Genomic DNA, 18,081 nt, shown 5'->3' on the forward strand with positions numbered 1-18,081 from the left:
AATTCTCCTCGTTACACTATCACGCCGATGACAAACAGAAGGGCGTACAGCATGACGGTTAATGCTAAATTTTTAATAGCCAAAGGGAAAGTTTCCAGTTTAACCTGGCGCTTAGAAAAGGCTACGGTATTTTTCCAAATAATAGGGAAGATAAGCCATAAACCTAAGACGGTCCAAGGAACTAAACCACCGGTAACTGCCACAGTAATAACGATAAATGGCGTCAAACTTAAAAACCAGAACAAACGAATGGCGCCTTTTTTTCCTATATAGAATACTAGTGTATGGCGATTGTTTAAGACATCTTCTTCTAAATCACAAGTATTATTTGCCAGCATTAAATTAGCAATAGCAAAAACAGCTGGCAAGGACATTAGCAACACTTGCCCTGCTAACTGCCAAGTAAAAGGGGCAACGTCATAGATGTTTAGATAGACACAGATCAACGGTATGACAAATCCCATGGCAAGGCCTGATGCGACTTCTCCTACAGGCATACTGGACAAGGGCTTCGGCCCAGCGGAATAAAAAATCCCCACGGAGTAACTGATGATTCCCAACCACAAAATTACCCAACTTGTTTGTGACGCAAGATAGATTCCCATAACCGCGGAAACAAAAATAAATCCTACCATTAAATTACGCACCAGTCGCAGAGACAGACGCTCTCTACCAATAATATTGGTTTCATCTTTATAATCATGGACATCGGTGGCATTGTGATAGTCCATGTAATTATCTAAAATATCAACAGCCATATTAAATAAAACCATGGCAATAAAAAAGAACACCATATTGCCTAAATACACTTGCTGATAATGGTACCAACTATAAGCCATCCCTAAAATAAAGGGGAAAACGCTGGCTGTTTTAGCTTTTAGTTCCACCAGTTCTGCAAATACTTTCCAACTCATTATTTGACGCCTTCTTCCTCACAAAAATTCATCATTTTCTCTTATTTATTTGATTATCCACTAATTCTCTCAAGAAGTCTAACATTCCTAGAGCAATCAATTGACACAATCTTCATTTTAAGCTAAATTGGAATTAGTGTAAAGAATAGTGCAGGAGGCCTGATATGGCGATTCACCCATTATGGGATAAATACCCAACAATGCAAGAACAATTAATAGAAACACAAAACGTGATGAATAAATCAGTTAAAATTCGCAACAAAGAGATGACAGGAGCTTTGCAGTTATTTTTCGAAGCTGGCGGCAAGTTACTTCGGCCAGCCTATTTTCTTCTCTTTAGCAGTTTTGGGCATGTGCCTACTAATAAAATTAAGTATCAAATGGCCGCTTCGCTGGAAATTTTACATGCGGCTACCTTGATTCACGATGATATCATCGACGATTCCCCTATTAGAAGAGATTGTCCTTCGATACAAGCTGCTTACGGCAAAGATATTGCTGTTTACGCTGGCGATTTTTTATTTACGGTTTATTTTCAGTTATTGGCAAATTCCTCTCAAACGACTGAGGCATTGGAGTCAAATGCCCTTAACATGAAACGGATTTTAGTTGGTGAATTGGATCAGATGCATTTGCGTCACAACCCCAATATCACCATTAAACAATACTTGCAACACATTAAAGGCAAAACCGCACAGCTATTTCAGTTTAGCTGCTACCAAGGGGCTCAAGTTTCCCGCAGTTCCCTTCGCGTCCAGCTCTTAGCCCAACGAATTGGCTATCAAATTGGCATGGCGTTCCAAATTTTAGACGATGTACTGGATTTTACGTCTACGGAAGCTGAACTTCACAAGCCTATTTTAGAAGACATTCGCAACGGAAACTACACCTTGCCTTTAATATACGCCATGGCTGAAAATCGTGATGCCTTTGCCCTTTTAGAAAAAGGCAGTGAGCTGACTGATGAGGACATCCAACTGATCGTCACGAATATCAACCGATATCACGGTCTTGAAAAAGCCCAAAAGTTAGCCACTCGTTATACTGATAAGGCATTGGCTGATATTGAAAAATTACCTGATACGCCTGAGAAACAGATACTCTTTGAACTGACGGAGCGTCTATTAAATCGAGCAGACTAAAAAGGATGAAGAGCAGCTAAGCTGTTCTTCATCCTTTTTAGCGTTCGACTTCTTCGCAGTACAACTCTAAATACTGATTCAATAAGGCGTATGCCTTTAGCATGCTTAAGGTTTCAAGATTAGTCACGTAGTTGGCTTTGTTAAACATCTGCTTCCGCACATTCAGATCTAAGTCCTCTTTGAAATTTGGCAGATAATCAACAAATCGCTGAACCCAACTCAAAAATTCATCGTATTTTCTTTCATCTTTATGTAACATAGCTTGACTCCACTGATAATCTAAAAAGTCGATTGCCGTCGTATAGGAATAATAATCATCTCGTTGAACTTTTATTCGCTTTTCATGATCTGGCTTCTGAGATTGTTTAAATAAATCTCTAATCTCTAATTCCAACTGATATTTTGAACTTGGCACAGGACTTGCCGTACTTGGCAATACCTTTGATTTTTGACTAAATTCTCGAGGAGGCTGTTCACCGGAAATTTGTTCATCTACCGATGCTTTTAGACGCTCCCGCATGCTTTCAATTTTCGCTGACGCTTTCGGTTGAGTCTTATCCTGCTCGCCTAAATGACGGAAATCCACATCCATATGAACGTCGGAAAACCGTTTGATTTGGCGAAATTCCTGAGTGATTTCAACAGCTGGCACATCATAAGCTTCATGCCCCTGATCCATCACGGACTCCTGCAGATTCTCATCTCTCGTAACTTCAGAGGCTAACACTTTTTGAATCTCTTCCACTAAGAACTCCCGTTCAACTCGCTCATCCAAGTCCTCAAGCACTTGTTGAATGATTAAAGGTTCACGCTGAACCACCTCTGATTGCTCTGTTAGTGGTTTTCCAACTGTTTTAGTGACTTCCGCCAATTTTTGAAGAGTTAGTTTTTCCACTACTGCCTCTTGCTCAAGTAACTCTTCCTGAAGCACTTCGTTGTTTAGCGGTTGTTCACTCAGCATTTCTATAGGTGCAAGGTCCTCGGATACAGGATTTGCCAAAATAGGTACTTCGACTTGTGGCTGAACAGCCATCTCTTGATGTTTTCCTTGTCTAATCTCATCATACATCTGCTGAAGCTTGTCCAACTGCTCATTTTTAGCTTGGATATCTTGCTCAACTTGCTCTCTAAAGGAGGCGTAATCAACTTCAAGACTATCAATCTTTGCTTGGCGACTAGCCAGCTCTTGATCCATCTGGTGGAATTTTTCTTGCAAGTCGTCTAGTTGCTCTTTTTTCGTCAAAATATCTTGACGAACTTGTTTTCTAAAGGCTTCATGATCTGCTTCCAGTTCCACAATTTGATGTTGTTTCGACAAATCATCTGAAATTTTTTCAAACTTATCTCGTAATCCGCCTAACTGTTCATCTTTCTGTTGAATATCCTGTTCTGTTTGAGCCGTAAATTCTTTTTGCTCCTGCTCGATTAAACTGATTTGCTCTTGTCGTTCCGTTAACTCATGGGTCATCTCACCATATTTAGTTTGTAGTTCAACCAGTTCTTGATTTTTCTTACTTAACTCACTTTCAGCCAATTCCTTAAAGGCTTCCAGATTACTCTCTAATTGACTCACCTTTTGCTGACGTCTGGTTAATTCCATGGTAATTTCTTCATGTTTATGCTCTAGCTCAGCAAGTTCAGCATTTTTAGCCAGTAATTTCTCTTCTGACTGTTGTTTATAACGTTCAAAATTAGGGATTGACTCGTCTAACAACCGTTGCTTAGCCGTCAGTTTTTCCTGTAAGGCCTTGACTTCATTATTTTTCCGTTCAATGTCTTCTTCGGTTCGATCACGGTAAAGGTGGTGATCCTGTTCGATTTTTTTGATCTTTTCTTCATAAAAAGACAGGTCAGCCTCAAGCTTTTCATACCGACTTTGCAAAACATCTAATTGCTCATTTTTATTTTCGACATCTAGTTCCGCTTGCTTTCTAAAAATATCGTGATCGCGACCGATATTATTGATGCGTTGTTGACGAGCCGCCAGTTCTTCATTCAACTGCTCATAGCGCCCTTGTAGCACATCTAACTGATTGCTCTTCGCCTGAATATTACGAGCCGCTTGCTGACGAAAATACTCATGGTCTTTCTCTAAATCGTTAATCCGCTGTTGACGAGCAGATAAATTTTTATCCATCTGCTTGTACTTTGCTTGTAAACGATCCAAATAATGATCTTTTTCCTGCAAATCCTGCTCCGATATTTCTCGGTAGGTTTTATATTCTAATTCCAACTCATCCATTTGCTTCTGACGAGCGGTTAATTTTTCATCTAAATGATTTGCCTTACTAATATCAATTTCTCGCAAACAAACTGCCAACAGCTCTGCGGCTTTATCTTTCAGGTCATTCGTCTCCCCTTTAATTCGCCGTTGCCCCCGCTGAAAATTGACGCTTAAGGCAAAATCTCCTGCTTCACTGAATTCATAGTAAAGTTCGTGCAAAATAAAGTTTGGGAAAAATCGAGCCCAATATTCCATAAAACGAAGACTGGCAGGTTCAAAAAATTCTGCAGGAATCCCTTGTTGTTTACAAAAAATTGTTAGTTGCATCAATTTGGCATAATCAATTGTCGCTTCTTTAAGTATAACAGTCGTCTTTGTATTTCTCTTTTGGACTTCCTTAAATATCCGCGACTTCATATGAATGACATGCTGCAACATTAAAATCCACCTCTCTAAGTACTTTCATCCCTATTATTAACTATGGGTCGTTTTTCGAACGGTATATATACACTTTATTGACAATTTAAACAATATACTTCAATAGTACCCATTTATGCTGTCGGTGTAAAGAGAAACTTGCGAAAAAAGCCTGATCTATTACTAGATTAATTTTTCAATCTAAATAAGTGAAAGACTTTGGGTCATTCCCAAGATCCTTCACTTAGTTATCTTTACTTAGTTATAGTCTAAACTAAGTAAATGCTGGTAATGCGCGTTGGTTGCTTTTAGTTCCTGAGGTGTATCATCCATCATAATCTCACCGGATTGGATAAATATCACTCTGTCAGCTTGTTCAATGGACATCAGATGATGGGTGATCCAAAGCACTGTTTTATCTTTTAAGACAGATAAGACCGTTTCTAAAAGGGCTCGCTCTGTCAACGGATCTAAACCAATGGTCGGCTCGTCAATAATGACGATGGGAACATCTTGTAATAGAATCCGGGCTAAGGCAATTCGCTGTTGCTCGCCACCAGAAAATCGTTTTCCTCCTTCTTCCACAAGGGTATTGACCCCTGCTGGCAACTTATCAATCACCGGCTGCAAGCCCGCTTGATGAATCGCCTCTAAAACTTGCTCATCGCTGGCTTCTAAATTACCCAAACGAACATTGTTTAGGATACTCGTATTAAATAAATGAGGGGCTTGATTCAGTACGCCAATATAGCGAGACATTTCACCCAGAGCTGAAACTGGCTTTCCTTCAATTAAAACTCGACCTGCCTGGGGAATTAAATCGCCCCTTAAAATTTTAGACAGAGTGGTTTTACCTGTCCCGCTCTTCCCTAAAACAGCTAGAGTTTGACCGGGCTCAATCATCAAATTAAAGTCTTTAAAAATGACTTTTCCAGCCTCTCGATAGCTAAAGGTAATGCCTTCGAATGCGATACCAGCATTGACTAAGGGTTGAGTAAAACTAACTGTTTCAACCACTTCTTCCGAAACTTCCACCACTGGTAAACTGTCTAAGCGCTGAGCCGAATCTTCGTACATGGGTAATTCTGTTACCCCTTGACTAATAGGTGAAAAAGCGTCCATTAGGGGAAATACTGCTAAAATAAACGCCGCTACCCAGTTTAAACTTCCCTTGGCACCTGCCCCAAAATAGGTGCCAGCCCAAAGGAAGATTGCCACAATGATTAACCCAAAAACAAATTGAATCACAAAATCTTGAAAACGAGTGTACTTGTTCAACTTTATATCTTCCTTGCGGACGTTCTTTTCAGCTTCGTTATAACGGACTAAAAACTCATCGTAGCGCCCGCTGTACTGCCAGTCACCAACACCTAAAATCGAATCCGTTAATTGATTGTAAAGAATGTGGCGCTCTTGTTTCCGACGGTATACTCTGGCTCGATTAACAGCGACAGAAGCTAAAGGTAGGATGACGATAATAATCCCCAGCATCAATAACATTAACAAAGCAAAAGGAATCGAAAAGACACCAAAACCAATCACGATTAACAAGTATAACAACAAACCGATTAAGGTTGGAAAAATCGTTCGTAAATACAAATTCTGAATGTGCTCAATATCCTCTGCTAAAATCCCCAAAATGCTACCAGTTTGGAATTCCTCCTTGGATTTAGCTGCTCGTGATTCCAATGAGCGGTATAATTTCAAGCGAATATCAGATGTCATTCGCAAGACCCAGTCATGGCTCCCTAAGCGCTCCATATAACGGAATAGCGGTCGACCGATCCCAAAAGCTCTCGTCAAGACAATCGGCACGTAAACGGCCAAAACATTCCAAGGGCGAGACGCTGATTTACTGATTAAGAAACCAGAGGTGAACATCAATGCACTGCCGGCGAAAAATGTCAGCAAGCCTAAAAAAAGGACAAGTATTAGCAATTTACGGTACTTTCTAAAATAAGGGCGGACCCAGGTATCTTCTTTTGATAACAACAAGCGTTGTGTGGTCTCTTTATTATCCATGCGTTTGCCCTCCTACAACGTCACTGGCAAACCGACTATAGTAGCCATCTCTCGTTGTTAATTCCTGATAGGTCCCTTGTTCGACAATCTGACCATCTTCCATAACTAAAATATAATCCATCTCTTTCATCCAATGAAGGCGATGAGTCGCAAAGATGACTAACTTCTCTTCAAACAATGGCAACATGGTTTCCTTTAATTCCGCTTCTGTTTCAATATCCAAATGAGCAGTCGGCTCATCAAATAGCAACACCTTTCGGGAATGATCCAAGAACGCACGTGCTAAGGCCACCCGTTGCATCTGGCCACCACTTAAGGTTTGACCCCCTTCACCAATTACTGTTTCAAGTCCCTCGGGCAGTTCCTCTAACAAGTCAGTTAATCCTGCTTGAGCGACTGCTGCCAAAATCGCCTCATCCGTAGCATCAGGCACGTAAAAAGCCACATTCGCTTTAAAACTGGCATGAAACAAATAAGGATCTTGAGGTATGTAAAATAATTGCTGTTGCCAATCCCGTTGTTTCAAAGTCTCAAGAGTCTGATCATTCACTCTAATCTGGCTTTCTGGTGTTGGATTTAAGAATCCGCCAAGGACTTTGATTAAGGTTGACTTCCCAGATCCAGAAAGTCCTACTACACCAATTTTCCCATATCCCTGCCAGTTAAAACCAAGGTTGCGAATGGCATCTTGTTCAATATCTGTGGCATAACTTGCCCCGAGCTCTTGAAGGCTTAAACTATCCGCCCCTTGCCACTCGTGAGGTAAGCTGAGCTCTTCCTGAACCCCACTTTCTTTCGCATCAAGCACACTAAAAATACTTTTCAACGTGTTGCCTCCATTGAGAGTCGCGTGATAGTCATTAGCAAAATCTCGGATTGGTAAGAAAAAATCCGGCGCTAAAATCAAAACAGTCAGTGCTGGAAATAACGGCATCAACCCATTGATTAAATTTAAGCCTAAAAACAAGGCGATGATTGCCACTGATAATGTCGTAAAGAAATCCAAAGCAAAAGTTGATAGAATCGCAATGCGCAAGGTACTCATGGTTGCTTTTCGATAATTCTCACTAACATTATAAACGTTTTTGCCATAGCGTTTACTTAACCCCAAGAGGTTTAAGGTTTCCAAGCCACGTAAAGAATCAATAAAATGATTGCTTAGAATTTGGAAGCCTTCGTACTGTTTATCGGCTTTAGCTCTCGCCGCGTATCCTAAAATAATCATAAATAAAATGATAATCGGAAACACTAAAATCAGCACCACCCCTGACCGAATATCTTGTGTAAAAACAAAAGCCGCGATCAACCAAGGGACGATCATCATATTAGTAATCTTAGGCAAGATGATGGTGATGTAATTTTCCAATTGGCTAATACCTTCAATAGCCATGGTGACCATATTGCCAGTCCCTTCTTTTTGAACAAAATTTGGCCCTAAAGAAAAAACTTTTTTTAATAATTGTTGACGGATCTCTTTTGACTGTTCGTAAGCATAGCCATCCAGCCACTTATCTTTAATAAAATGACCGACTTGGCGCATCATAAAACAAACAAAAAACAAAGCCACTTGTGGCAGTTGTGACGCAATCGTTGCGCCTCCCCAAACACTGCTAATGCCCTTTGATAAGAAATACGCCTGACCTATAATCAAAAGAGCTTGCAGGACAGCTAGTCCTGCAAGCCCGATAAAAACAGGTCTGATTTTATTGAAACGAAATACATTTTTATCTATCATCAGAGTTTACCCCTTTATTTTACCTGTTTTCAATCTCTTTCCAAAAATGTAATAAGACCAAGCTTGGTAAGCCAACACAAATGGCAGTAAGCAAGCCGTCACTATTGTCATAATCTTCAATGTATACGGTGAACTAGATGCGTTCACGATTAATAAATCGTAAGCTGAATCGATGGAACTAATCATCACTCGTGGGAATAAGCCGTTAAACAACAAGACCACAATTCCCGCTAAAACAGCACCAGTAGCTAAAAACGACAGCAATTCTTTGTCTTTAAAAGTTCCAAATGCTGCCACAACTGCGGCTAACACAATCACAACTAAAATAATCAAAGTTGAGATCGGGCGTTTATCAAAGAAATCTGTGTCTTTCCAAAGTAAACCGGCAAAAACCACCAAGCCAACAAATAAAACTGGGTAAAGACGTTTAGCATACATTGCCGCACGGTGACGAATCGGTCCATCTGTTTTTAAACGAATGTAGTTCAATCCGTGAATAAAACAAATCAACGTAACGGCAACAGCTCCCACTATTGAGAACAAGTTAACGTAATCGCCAAAGCCCGCGTAAATATTTTTGTCTGCCTCCATCGGCATGCCACGAACCATACTAGTAAACATTAAACCAAAGAGGAAGGGTGTAATCGAACTACCGATAAACAACGCCCACTCCCAAATATTACGACCACGATCCGATTCCATATGATCACGAAACTCAAAGGAAACACCGCGTAAAATTAAGCCAAATAAAATTAAGAACAAGGGAATGTAGTAACCACTAAAGAGCGTTGCGTACCACTCTGGGAATGAGGCAAACAACGCCCCACCAGCAGTAATCAACCAAACTTCATTAGCATCCCAAACGGGCCCAATCGTGCCCATCACTTGTTCCCGCTCCTGGCGATTTTTTGCCAAGATTTTGGTTGCCATACCGACACCAAAGTCAAATCCTTCTAAGAAGAAGAAACCAATAAACAGAACAGCAATCAATAAGAACCATAGTAGTTGTAAGAAAGTCATGTCCATACTAGAACGCCTCCTTAGCTAATGGGTCTATCGTTGATAAAGCTTCTTTATCTTCTTTATAAGGTCCGTACTTAGCCACCCGTTGTACTAAGAAGACCATCACGCCACCCAATAGTGAGAAGATTAGGAAATAAACGATATTAGTGAATAGTAACTGAGTCGCAGTAACACTTGGTGACACGCTGTCGGCGATTGTAAACAAGCCGTATACGGTCCAAGGGAAACGACCTAACTCGGTAATTAACCAACCTGCTGTGTTGGCGATAAATGGCGCCGCAATACACAGCGTCAAGATAACTTGTAACCATTTCATTTTAAATATGCGATCATTGCGCAGTGCCCATAGTCCCACAATGGCTAACAATGCCATTAAACTACCGAAACCTGCCATGAAACGGAAACTCCAGAACAACGTGTTAACAGGTACATAGAACTCCATATCCTTGCCCCATTTTTCTTGCATCTCTTTATTTAAGCTGTTCATCCCTCTAAAATCACCTTCATGCTCGCTCCCTAAGAGTGATAACATATAAGGTATTTCAATGCTGGGACCTTCTGTCCGATTCTTTTGATCCATTAAGCCGACAACTTTCCACGGTGCTGGTTGTGCCACGTCTTCGTAAATACCTTCCATGGCCGCAAATTTCATCGGTTGATCCGCAATTACTGCCTGAGTTTGCGCATGACCAAAACCAATCGTTAAGATAGAGGAGATTAAGCCAATAATCAGACCGACTTTCATTGATTTTCTAAAGAAAATCACGTCTTCCTTACGCATCATTTTCCATGCAGAAATTCCCACAATCACAAAACCGCCCGTTACAAAGGCACCAAAAATAACGTGTGGTAATTCAAGCCATAATTGATGATTTTTTAAGAGCTCCAAGAAGCTGGTTAACTCTGCTCTTCCTGATTCAGGATTAAATTGATATCCGACAGGATTTTGCATAAATGAGTTCGCCGCTAAAATCCATAAAGCTGATAGGGTCGAACCAATGGCAACCAGCCACATAAAGATCATGTGAGTTCGTGGTTTTACTTTGTCCCAAGTAAAATGCCACAGGCCAATAAAGGTTGACTCTAAGAAGAAAGCCAATAAAGCCTCTACTGCTAAAGGCGCACCAAAAATATCCCCCATAAAGCGTGAGTACTCTGACCAGTTCATTCCAAATTGAAACTCCTGAATGATTCCTGTTACGACTCCGACAGCAAAACTAAGTAAGAATATCTTTCCCCAAAACTTAGTCATGTCTTTGTAAACTTCTTCTTTCTTTACAACGTACATTGTTTCCATAATAGCCACGGCCAATCCTAAACCAATGGATAAGGGCACAAAAAAGAAATGAAATACTGTCGTCATTCCGAATTGAATCCGCGCTAGTGTTAATACATCCATGTAAAGATCCTCCTTTTGTTATTTTTTTCATCTTTAGAATAATTATCATTACATCACTATTATAGTCTATTATCTCACAAAAGGAAAATTTCCCTTCAATAAAATGAGAAATATGCTAATAAGGATACTCACAAACTTTCATTTAACAATCTATTTTTTTAGCGCATCGTTACAAATTCTTCGGCTCCAGTTGGATGAATCGCCACGGTGTTATCAAAATCTTTTTTAGTCGCTCCCATCTTAATAGCCACTGCAAAGCCTTGTAACATCTCGTCCATCCCAATCCCGACGCCATGTAACCCAATAATTTTTTCTTCTTCCCCAAGGCAAACCAACTTCATCGTCGCTTTTACTTTCCGTTTTTGAAGTGCGTACTGCATGGGATTGAATTGTGAACGATATATCTTGATCTGTGATTTATCGTATTTTTCCAAAGCCTCTTGCTCCGTCAATCCGATGGTGCCAATCGGTGGATGACTAAAAACAACCGTTGGCACTAAGTCATAGTTTAAATGCTCATCTGTCTTGCCATTAAACAGTCGTTCTGATAAACGTCGGCCAGCTGCTATCGCTACAGGGGTCAGTTCTAGTTTGCCAATGATATCCCCGATAGCATAAATACCTGTCTGAGCTGTGTTTTGATATTTATCGACCTTGACCTGTCCTTTATCATTCAGCTCAACCTTAGTTTTAGCCAAGTCTAAACTTGCCAGATTCGGTCTGCGGCCAATTGCCCAAATAACCGTATCCACCACTAACTCCTGACCATTTTCAAAATGTAACACTAATGACCCGTCTTGGGCACTGCTAACACTTTTAGGAACGGATAAAGGATGCGTCTTAATGCCTTCTTGTTGATAAATATCCAACAGAGCATCGACGATTTCTGTATCAAAATCCCGTAAAGGGCGTTCCTTACGGTAAACCAAATGAGTCTCTGCCCCTAAACCATTTAAAACACCCGCCAATTCAATGGCAATATAGCCTGCCCCAACAACAGCCACCCGTCGCGGCAAGCTAGTCAACTCAAAAAATCCATTGGAATCAATGCCCAAGTCGGCTCCAGGAATATTAGGATAGCTCGCTTGACCACCTGTGGCGATCAAAATGTGCGGTGCGGTGTATTGTTGGTCATTCACTTCAACAACATCTTCTGCCACAAATTTGCCATATCCTTTGACATAAGTCACACCATTGCTTTCTAAACCTGATTCATATAAGCCATTCAACCGTTTAATATAGGCCTGACGGTTGGCAACCAGCTTACCAAAATCGAATGAATCAATGGACACATCGAAACCATAACTTTCCGCGTCTAACAAGATGTTTTCTCTTAATTGAGAGGCCGACCACATGACTTTTTTCGGTACACAACCAACGTTGACACAAGTCCCACCGAGTTCATTACCCTCAATTAATAAAACACTAGCCCCGTGCATCCCAGCCCGATTCGCTGAGGCAATGCCACCACTACCGCCACCAATTACAATATAATCGAATTTCTTCATTGTCTTCATCCTTCCGCAGTATCTACCACTCTAAATTATACGAGATATCCCCCCGATAAATCAAGGTTTCGGTTTGTGAATTTCCCAAAAACTTAGAATCCATGGGCCGTGAGCCTTCCAAAAGCCATCTCGATTGTTTTCACCAAAAAAACTTGCCCATGAGACAAGTTTAGTTAAACTATTTCTTTTTGCGAATCATATCTCCTGGTTTAACCGGTTGTACAACTGGCATCGTTAAAATCATCATGGCATTCGGAGCTTTCTCGATTGACTCCCCCTCTTCGTTCCACATCACCTCAACCTTTTGATCAAAATGATGAAAACCTGGCCCATAAAATTCGATTTCATCATTGACTCGGAAGTGGTTGCGTTGTCGAATAGTTGCAATTCCCGCCTCCTCATCATAAGCCAGAACTTCACCGATAAATTTGAAAACGGGAATTTTGCGGCGAGCCCCGAAAAGTTGCTCCTCTTCGCTAGGGGTTTGGTAATAAAAACCAGTTGACAGTTCCCGTTGGGCTACTTTCCATAACTCATCGACCCACTCTTGTTTGCATTCATAATTATCAGGATCAGCCATATAGCTATCAACCGCTTTTTTGTAGACGTTGGCAACCGTCGACACATAATGAATCGACTTCATCCGTCCTTCGATTTTGAAACTGTCCACGCCGTTTTGAATTAAATCAGGAATGTGTTCAATCATCGACATATCAACGGCACTCATTGAAAATGGTTCATCTTCAATCTCTCCATTTCCTAATAAGGACCGATGTTCTCCAGCATAAGGCATGTCAAACAAATCGTATTTCCAACGACAAGACTGGGAACAACCCCCACGGTTGGCGTCTCGTTTCGACATGTGATTCGATAAGGTACAACGACCTGAATAAGAAATACACATGGCCCCGTGAATAAAAGCCTCAATCTCCACATCAGTATTTTTACGAATCTCTGCAATTTCAGCCATTGAAACTTCACGGGCTAAAACAACTCGTTCCAACCCTTCCTTTTTCCAGAATTCCAAGGTTTCAAAATTAGTTGCAGAAGCTTGAGTTGACAGATGGATCGGCAAACCTGGTGCGTCTGTGGCACAGATTTCAATCAAGGCCGGATCCGATACGATGACGGCACTAATTCCAATCTCTCGCAGCTTTAAAAAGAAATCTCCTGCCCCTTTAGCATCCCCTTCATGTGTAACCATATTAGCCGCAACATAGACTTTAGCTCCATAGTCATTAGCAAAGGCAACCCCTTCAGCCATTTCCTCAAAGCTAAAGTTACCTGCCCGACTTCGTAACCCATAAGCATCGCCGCCAATATAAACGGCATCCGCACCATAATGAATCGCTGTTTTTAATTTTTCCAAGGTCCCCGCCGGCGCTAAAACCTCAGGTCGTTTTAATTTTATTGTCATGATAAAACTCCTTTTTATTTCACTTCATCTGGATCCATCAAAAAGAATCCTGTATCTAAACCACGCCCTACAGGGTGAAGCTCAGCAACTTTTGCTGACAACCCTAAGGCAAGTTGCTCTGTCCAATTCCCAGCTAACAAAGCTTCTTTTGCTTCAACAAAGAGTTTGGCAATCTCAACAAAGGTCTGACCTGGCGTGTAGATACCTTCTAGTTTCCAGCGACCATATGACAGCTCGGCTAATTTCCCTAATTCCATCATTAAATTAAGGTCATTGTCCGCAAAAATATGAGTCCCATGACTGTCTTCATAAATCGAGTAATGGGTATCCCCTTTTTTTGGTTCTGCTAAAAAGAGGCCTCGTTCCTTGTTGGTTTGATCTTGAGCCTTGGTATAAGCAAAATAATTGTCGACTAATGGCCGTTTGGATTGATGAATACAGGTTGCACCGTAAACTAGGATTTCCCCTTCAACCTCAATCTCTCCGGCCATTTCTTTTAGTTCCAAATAAGGCACTTCTCGTGCAAGGACCGCCCCATTGGCTCCTCGTTTGGCCCAAAAGTTAATTTGACGCGAACTGGTAACCAACATTTGAGCATCGTAAATATAGGGAAGCTGATAGCCATCACGTTGCAATACAAAAATAACACCCGTATCACCGACTGCGATTTGATCGACTTTCAAGCCTTCTAAAAAAGCTAAATACTCGGGAATTAAACGCATTTTTTCTGGATGCATAATCCCATTAACCGCTACGGTTACTTTTTTACGATACTTACGAGCCAATTCAACCAGTTCTATTTGTTCCTCTCGTGAAAAATAAGTAGGCAACCTTAAAGCGAATTGTTCCTCACCAAAGTATAAAACATCCACACCACTTTCCAATAATGCCTGAGCTTGTTCGATTGATTCCACCGTCGCCGTAATTTCAATTGATTTCATATAAAAGACTCCTTTTCTAGCTTTGCCACACTTCATCACAAAGTTGCATACGAAACTCTGTATATTTTTTCACAATAAAAATACAGAAAAAGCTGGTAGGCGCCTTGGTTTTGCACCTACCAACTTAAAAGTTTGTATTTATTTTACCTATTTAGTTTAAACCTTTTCCGAAACTTTTTCAAGGGCTTTTTCGGTAACATTTAAAGTAATTTTACCTTTGGAAGCACCAATTGTGACTTTATCTCCTAAGGCAATCTGACCACTTAAGAGAGCTTCACTTAATTTATCTTCGACTTCTTTTTGAAGTGCCCGCTTAATCGGACGTGCACCGTATTCCGGATCAAAGCCTTCTTTACCAATAACATCCAAGGCGGATGCAGTAATCTTCAAATCAATCTCTTGCTCGCCTAAACGAGTCACTATTGAGCGACTCATGATTTTAACAATTTCCCGCAATTCATCTTTAACTAACGAACGGAAAACAATTGTTTCATCAATTCGGTTAAGGAACTCCGGACGGAAGGCTTTTTTCAACTCTTCAATGATTTTAGCCTGCATCGCTTTGTGATCTTGGCTGATATCAGAGACGTTAAAACCGACGGATTTATCTTCTTTGAGAGCTGTTGCCCCTACATTTGAAGTCATGATTAAAATGGTGTTTCTAAAATCAACCTTGCGTCCCTTAGAATCCGTTAAATGACCGTCATCTAATACTTGTAATAAAATATTAAAGACATCTGGATGAGCTTTTTCCACTTCGTCCAGTAAAATCACTGAATAAGGTTTTTGGCGAATTTTTTCTGTCAACTGACCACCTTCATCATATCCCACATAACCTGGAGGTGAGCCTATTAACCGGCTAGTACTATATTTTTCCATAAACTCAGACATATCCACGCGAACCAAGGCATCTTCGGCACCAAATACAGCTTCCGCCAAAGCTTTAGCCAATTCTGTTTTACCGACCCCTGTAGGGCCTAAAAACATAAAGGAGCCAATTGGTCGATTAGGATCTTTAAGGCCGCTACGGGCTCTTCTAATAGCTCTGGATACAGCCTCGACAGCTTCATCTTGGCCAACAACACGTTTATGCAACTCAGCTTCCAATTTCAGCAAACGATCGCTCTCTTTTTTCTCTAACTGCTGTAAAGGAATGCTCGTCCATTGAGAAACCACGCCGGCAATATCTTCCCCGGTTACTTGATGGGTATAGCCTTCATTAGCAGTTAACAGCTTTTCATCATAGCTGGTTATCTTTTGTTCTTGTTTTTTCTCACGCTTGCGGATCATCGACGCTAATTCAAAATCCTGTTCGAAAATAGCTCGGTCTTTCTCCGTCTTAATTTCAGCCAATTTCTGTACCAAAAGCGTTCGCGGTGAGGCTTTATCAGAAAAACTCAAGCGAACCTTAGCTGCTGATTCATCGATTAAATCGATGGCTTTATCTGGTAACTGACGAGAATTAATGTAGCGGATCGACAAGTAAACTGCCTCGTGGATTGCTTCATCTGTAATGGTTACCTTATGATGATCTTCGTAACGTTTTTTCAAACCCGTTAAGATCTCAATTGCCTCTTCAGCTGTTGGTTCATCTACCAATATTCGGGCAAAACGACGCTCTAATGCAGAATCTTTTTCAATGTATTTTTGATACTCGTCCAAGGTAGTCGCACCAATCGTCTGTAACTCCCCACGAGCCAGGGCTGGTTTTAAAATATTAGAAGCATCAATCGCTCCTTCAGCTCCACCAGCACCGATTAAGGTATGGAGCTCATCGATAAAGAGAATAATATTACCATCATGATAAATCTCATCAATTACTTTTTTCATTCGATCTTCAAATTCGCCGCGGTACTTAGTTCCGGCAACCATTGACCCCATGTCAAGCATCATCAAGCGTTTCTCCGTCATTTCTTCAGGAACTTCTCCAGCAACAATCCGTTGGGCAAGGCCTTCTGCAATCGCCGTTTTACCGACACCTGGTTCCCCCACTAAGACTGGATTATTTTTAGTTCGACGGCTTAAGATTTGAATTAATCGTTGAACTTCTTTCGTTCTGCCAACCACAGGGTCCATCTTACCAGCACGAGCCAAAGCTGTTAAATCACGAGCCAGTGAATCTAAAGTTGGCGTTCCTTCTTCGGACCGGGACTGATTTCCCATTTTTTTCATGGCTTGTTTGTTGGCCTTTGTATCTGCCACACCAATTTTCTTTAAAATAATTTGACGGGTTTTTGCTAAATCCAAGCCGAAATTCCGCAAGATTCGCGAAGCTAAAATATCATCATCTCTCAAAATTCCCAATAAAATGTGTTCCGTTCCCACATTGGGAGCATCTAATCGCTTAGCTTCATCACCAGCAAATGACAATATTTTTTTTGCCCGAGGTGAGTAAGGCAAATAAACGCCTTGAGTATAGCTACGTGCAGAACCGTAGCCCGTTAATTTTTCAATTTCTTCTTTGATGTCTTCAGGTTTAATCCCAGCCTGACGTAATATTTTACCGGCAATGCCACCTTCTTCTATGACTAAAGCGTACAGTAAATGCTCTGAGCCAATTGACTGATGACGAAAATACTTAGCTTGTTCTTGAGCAATCACTAAGACCGCTTTCGCTTTTTCTGTAAATAATTCATCCATAATCGTTACTCCTTTTCTTCGTAGTGAAGACGTTCCAATAATATCTTCATCATACGAGCTCGAGTTTTTTCTTCATTCTGCTTATCTGTCTGTAAAACATCACTGGCAATCACTGATAACAGTAAGTTGCCTTCCCTCTTACTAATAATATCATAGTTATACAGTTGTTGCAGAATCGCTATCCCATCACTTTGCGAAAGAGAGCTGCCAACCATATTAGCTAAATCTGCTAATATTTCGCCATGATGATTCAAGTTAACTTTTTGAATTCTAATATAACCACCGCCACCACGCTTACTTTCAACACTGTAACCTTGGGCAACCGTAAAGCGAGTATTAATGACATAGTTAATCTGAGAGGGAACACAACTAAATTGATTAGCCATTTCAGCACGTCGAATTTCAATTTTTTCCTGTTCTCTCAGAATCTCTTTTAAATATTCTTCGATTAAATCAGAAATATTTTGATTCTCCATTTTATTGTCACACCTCTTATCTGTCTTTATTGACTAACTTTGACCTTCATTATACTAAATTTGACAATAAAGGGAAAGAAGTTTGGTTCTAAATGAGCGGAATAGCGTTAAAACACACTTTGGAGGTAAAAAAAAAGACCTAACAGGTCTGAAAAATGTCTTTTTCTGAAATCGGGAAGACAGGATTCGAACCTGCGACCCCTTGGTCCCAAACCAAGTGCTC

12 protein-coding genes are annotated in these 18,081 nt (G+C 40.7%); 1 reads left to right on the forward strand and 11 read right to left on the reverse strand.

The window, feature by feature from the left end:
* Positions 1-11: 11 nt before the first annotated feature.
* Complete coding sequence (locus tag RWN13_RS21090; protein ID WP_314067746.1) at positions 12-914, reverse strand: prenyltransferase; 903 nt, start codon at positions 912-914, stop codon at positions 12-14.
* A gap of 164 nt (positions 915-1,078) precedes the next feature.
* Between RWN13_RS21090 and RWN13_RS21095 the strand changes: the two genes are divergently transcribed.
* Positions 1,079-2,056, forward strand: coding sequence for a polyprenyl synthetase family protein (locus RWN13_RS21095; RefSeq protein ID WP_314067747.1), 978 nt, complete (start codon positions 1,079-1,081; stop codon positions 2,054-2,056).
* 37 nt (positions 2,057-2,093) lie between these two features.
* On the opposite strand, the gene RWN13_RS21100 is transcribed toward RWN13_RS21095, so the two are convergent.
* From RWN13_RS21100 to RWN13_RS21145, 10 genes are all read right to left on the reverse strand, one after another.
* Positions 2,094-4,718 (reverse strand): hypothetical protein, encoded by a 2,625-nt coding sequence (locus tag RWN13_RS21100; RefSeq protein ID WP_314067748.1) that lies wholly within the window; start codon positions 4,716-4,718, stop codon positions 2,094-2,096.
* Between the two features lie 237 nt (positions 4,719-4,955).
* Positions 4,956-6,719 carry a thiol reductant ABC exporter subunit CydC gene (cydC, locus tag RWN13_RS21105; RefSeq protein WP_314067749.1) on the reverse strand — a complete coding sequence of 588 codons (1,764 nt, stop codon included), beginning with the start codon at positions 6,717-6,719 and terminating at the stop codon, positions 4,956-4,958.
* A complete protein-coding gene (cydD, locus tag RWN13_RS21110) occupies positions 6,712-8,454 on the reverse strand; it encodes a thiol reductant ABC exporter subunit CydD (RefSeq protein ID WP_314067751.1) in 1,743 nt (580 codons plus the stop codon). Before cydD ends, cydC begins: the two co-directional genes overlap by 8 nt.
* 6 nt (positions 8,455-8,460) lie before the next feature.
* Positions 8,461-9,474, reverse strand: a complete 1,014-nt coding sequence (gene cydB, locus RWN13_RS21115; RefSeq protein ID WP_314067761.1) for a cytochrome d ubiquinol oxidase subunit II — start codon at positions 9,472-9,474, stop codon at positions 8,461-8,463.
* A 7-nt stretch (positions 9,475-9,481) separates the two neighbouring features.
* The gene (locus RWN13_RS21120; RefSeq protein WP_314067752.1) at positions 9,482-10,876 is read right to left on the reverse strand and encodes a cytochrome ubiquinol oxidase subunit I; all 1,395 of its coding nucleotides are present in this window, start codon (positions 10,874-10,876) and stop codon (positions 9,482-9,484) included.
* A 158-nt stretch (positions 10,877-11,034) separates the two neighbouring features.
* Positions 11,035-12,384, reverse strand: coding sequence for a glutathione-disulfide reductase (gene gor / locus RWN13_RS21125; protein WP_314067753.1), 1,350 nt, complete (start codon positions 12,382-12,384; stop codon positions 11,035-11,037).
* 178 nt (positions 12,385-12,562) lie between these two features.
* On the reverse strand, positions 12,563-13,801 hold the full coding sequence (locus tag RWN13_RS21130; RefSeq protein WP_314067755.1) for a U32 family peptidase: 1,239 nt from the start codon (positions 13,799-13,801) through the stop codon (positions 12,563-12,565).
* Positions 13,802-13,815: 14 nt separating this feature from the next.
* Positions 13,816-14,742: a peptidase U32 family protein gene (locus RWN13_RS21135; protein ID WP_314067756.1), complete on the reverse strand. Its 927-nt coding sequence runs from the start codon at positions 14,740-14,742 to the stop codon at positions 13,816-13,818.
* A 156-nt stretch (positions 14,743-14,898) separates the two neighbouring features.
* Positions 14,899-17,382 (reverse strand): ATP-dependent Clp protease ATP-binding subunit, encoded by a 2,484-nt coding sequence (locus RWN13_RS21140; RefSeq protein WP_314067758.1) that lies wholly within the window; start codon positions 17,380-17,382, stop codon positions 14,899-14,901.
* A 5-nt stretch (positions 17,383-17,387) separates the two neighbouring features.
* Positions 17,388-17,858: a CtsR family transcriptional regulator gene (locus RWN13_RS21145; RefSeq protein ID WP_314067759.1), complete on the reverse strand. Its 471-nt coding sequence runs from the start codon at positions 17,856-17,858 to the stop codon at positions 17,388-17,390.
* Positions 17,859-18,081 lie beyond the last annotated feature (223 nt).

The organism is uncultured Vagococcus sp. (genome assembly GCF_963518325.1).
In the GTDB taxonomy this organism is placed as follows: Bacteria; Bacillota; Bacilli; order Lactobacillales; family Vagococcaceae; genus Vagococcus_D.

What these genes read in the sequence shown, in the direction of transcription:
- RWN13_RS21090 (WP_314067746.1), bottom strand. Translation starts at nt 914, where the DNA reads ATGAGTTGGAAAGTATTTGCAGAACTGGTGGAACTAAAAGCTAAAACA.
- RWN13_RS21095 (WP_314067747.1), top strand. Translation starts at nt 1,079, where the DNA reads ATGGCGATTCACCCATTATGGGATAAATACCCAACAATGCAAGAACAA.
- RWN13_RS21100 (WP_314067748.1), bottom strand. Translation starts at nt 4,718, where the DNA reads ATGTTGCAGCATGTCATTCATATGAAGTCGCGGATATTTAAGGAAGTC.
- cydC (WP_314067749.1), bottom strand. Translation starts at nt 6,719, where the DNA reads ATGGATAATAAAGAGACCACACAACGCTTGTTGTTATCAAAAGAAGAT.
- cydD (WP_314067751.1), bottom strand. Translation starts at nt 8,454, where the DNA reads ATGATAGATAAAAATGTATTTCGTTTCAATAAAATCAGACCTGTTTTT.
- cydB (WP_314067761.1), bottom strand. Translation starts at nt 9,474, where the DNA reads ATGACTTTCTTACAACTACTATGGTTCTTATTGATTGCTGTTCTGTTT.
- RWN13_RS21120 (WP_314067752.1), bottom strand. Translation starts at nt 10,876, where the DNA reads ATGGATGTATTAACACTAGCGCGGATTCAATTCGGAATGACGACAGTA.
- gor (WP_314067753.1), bottom strand. Translation starts at nt 12,384, where the DNA reads ATGAAGAAATTCGATTATATTGTAATTGGTGGCGGTAGTGGTGGCATT.
- RWN13_RS21130 (WP_314067755.1), bottom strand. Translation starts at nt 13,801, where the DNA reads ATGACAATAAAATTAAAACGACCTGAGGTTTTAGCGCCGGCGGGGACC.
- RWN13_RS21135 (WP_314067756.1), bottom strand. Translation starts at nt 14,742, where the DNA reads ATGAAATCAATTGAAATTACGGCGACGGTGGAATCAATCGAACAAGCT.
- RWN13_RS21140 (WP_314067758.1), bottom strand. Translation starts at nt 17,382, where the DNA reads ATGGATGAATTATTTACAGAAAAAGCGAAAGCGGTCTTAGTGATTGCT.
- RWN13_RS21145 (WP_314067759.1), bottom strand. Translation starts at nt 17,858, where the DNA reads ATGGAGAATCAAAATATTTCTGATTTAATCGAAGAATATTTAAAAGAG.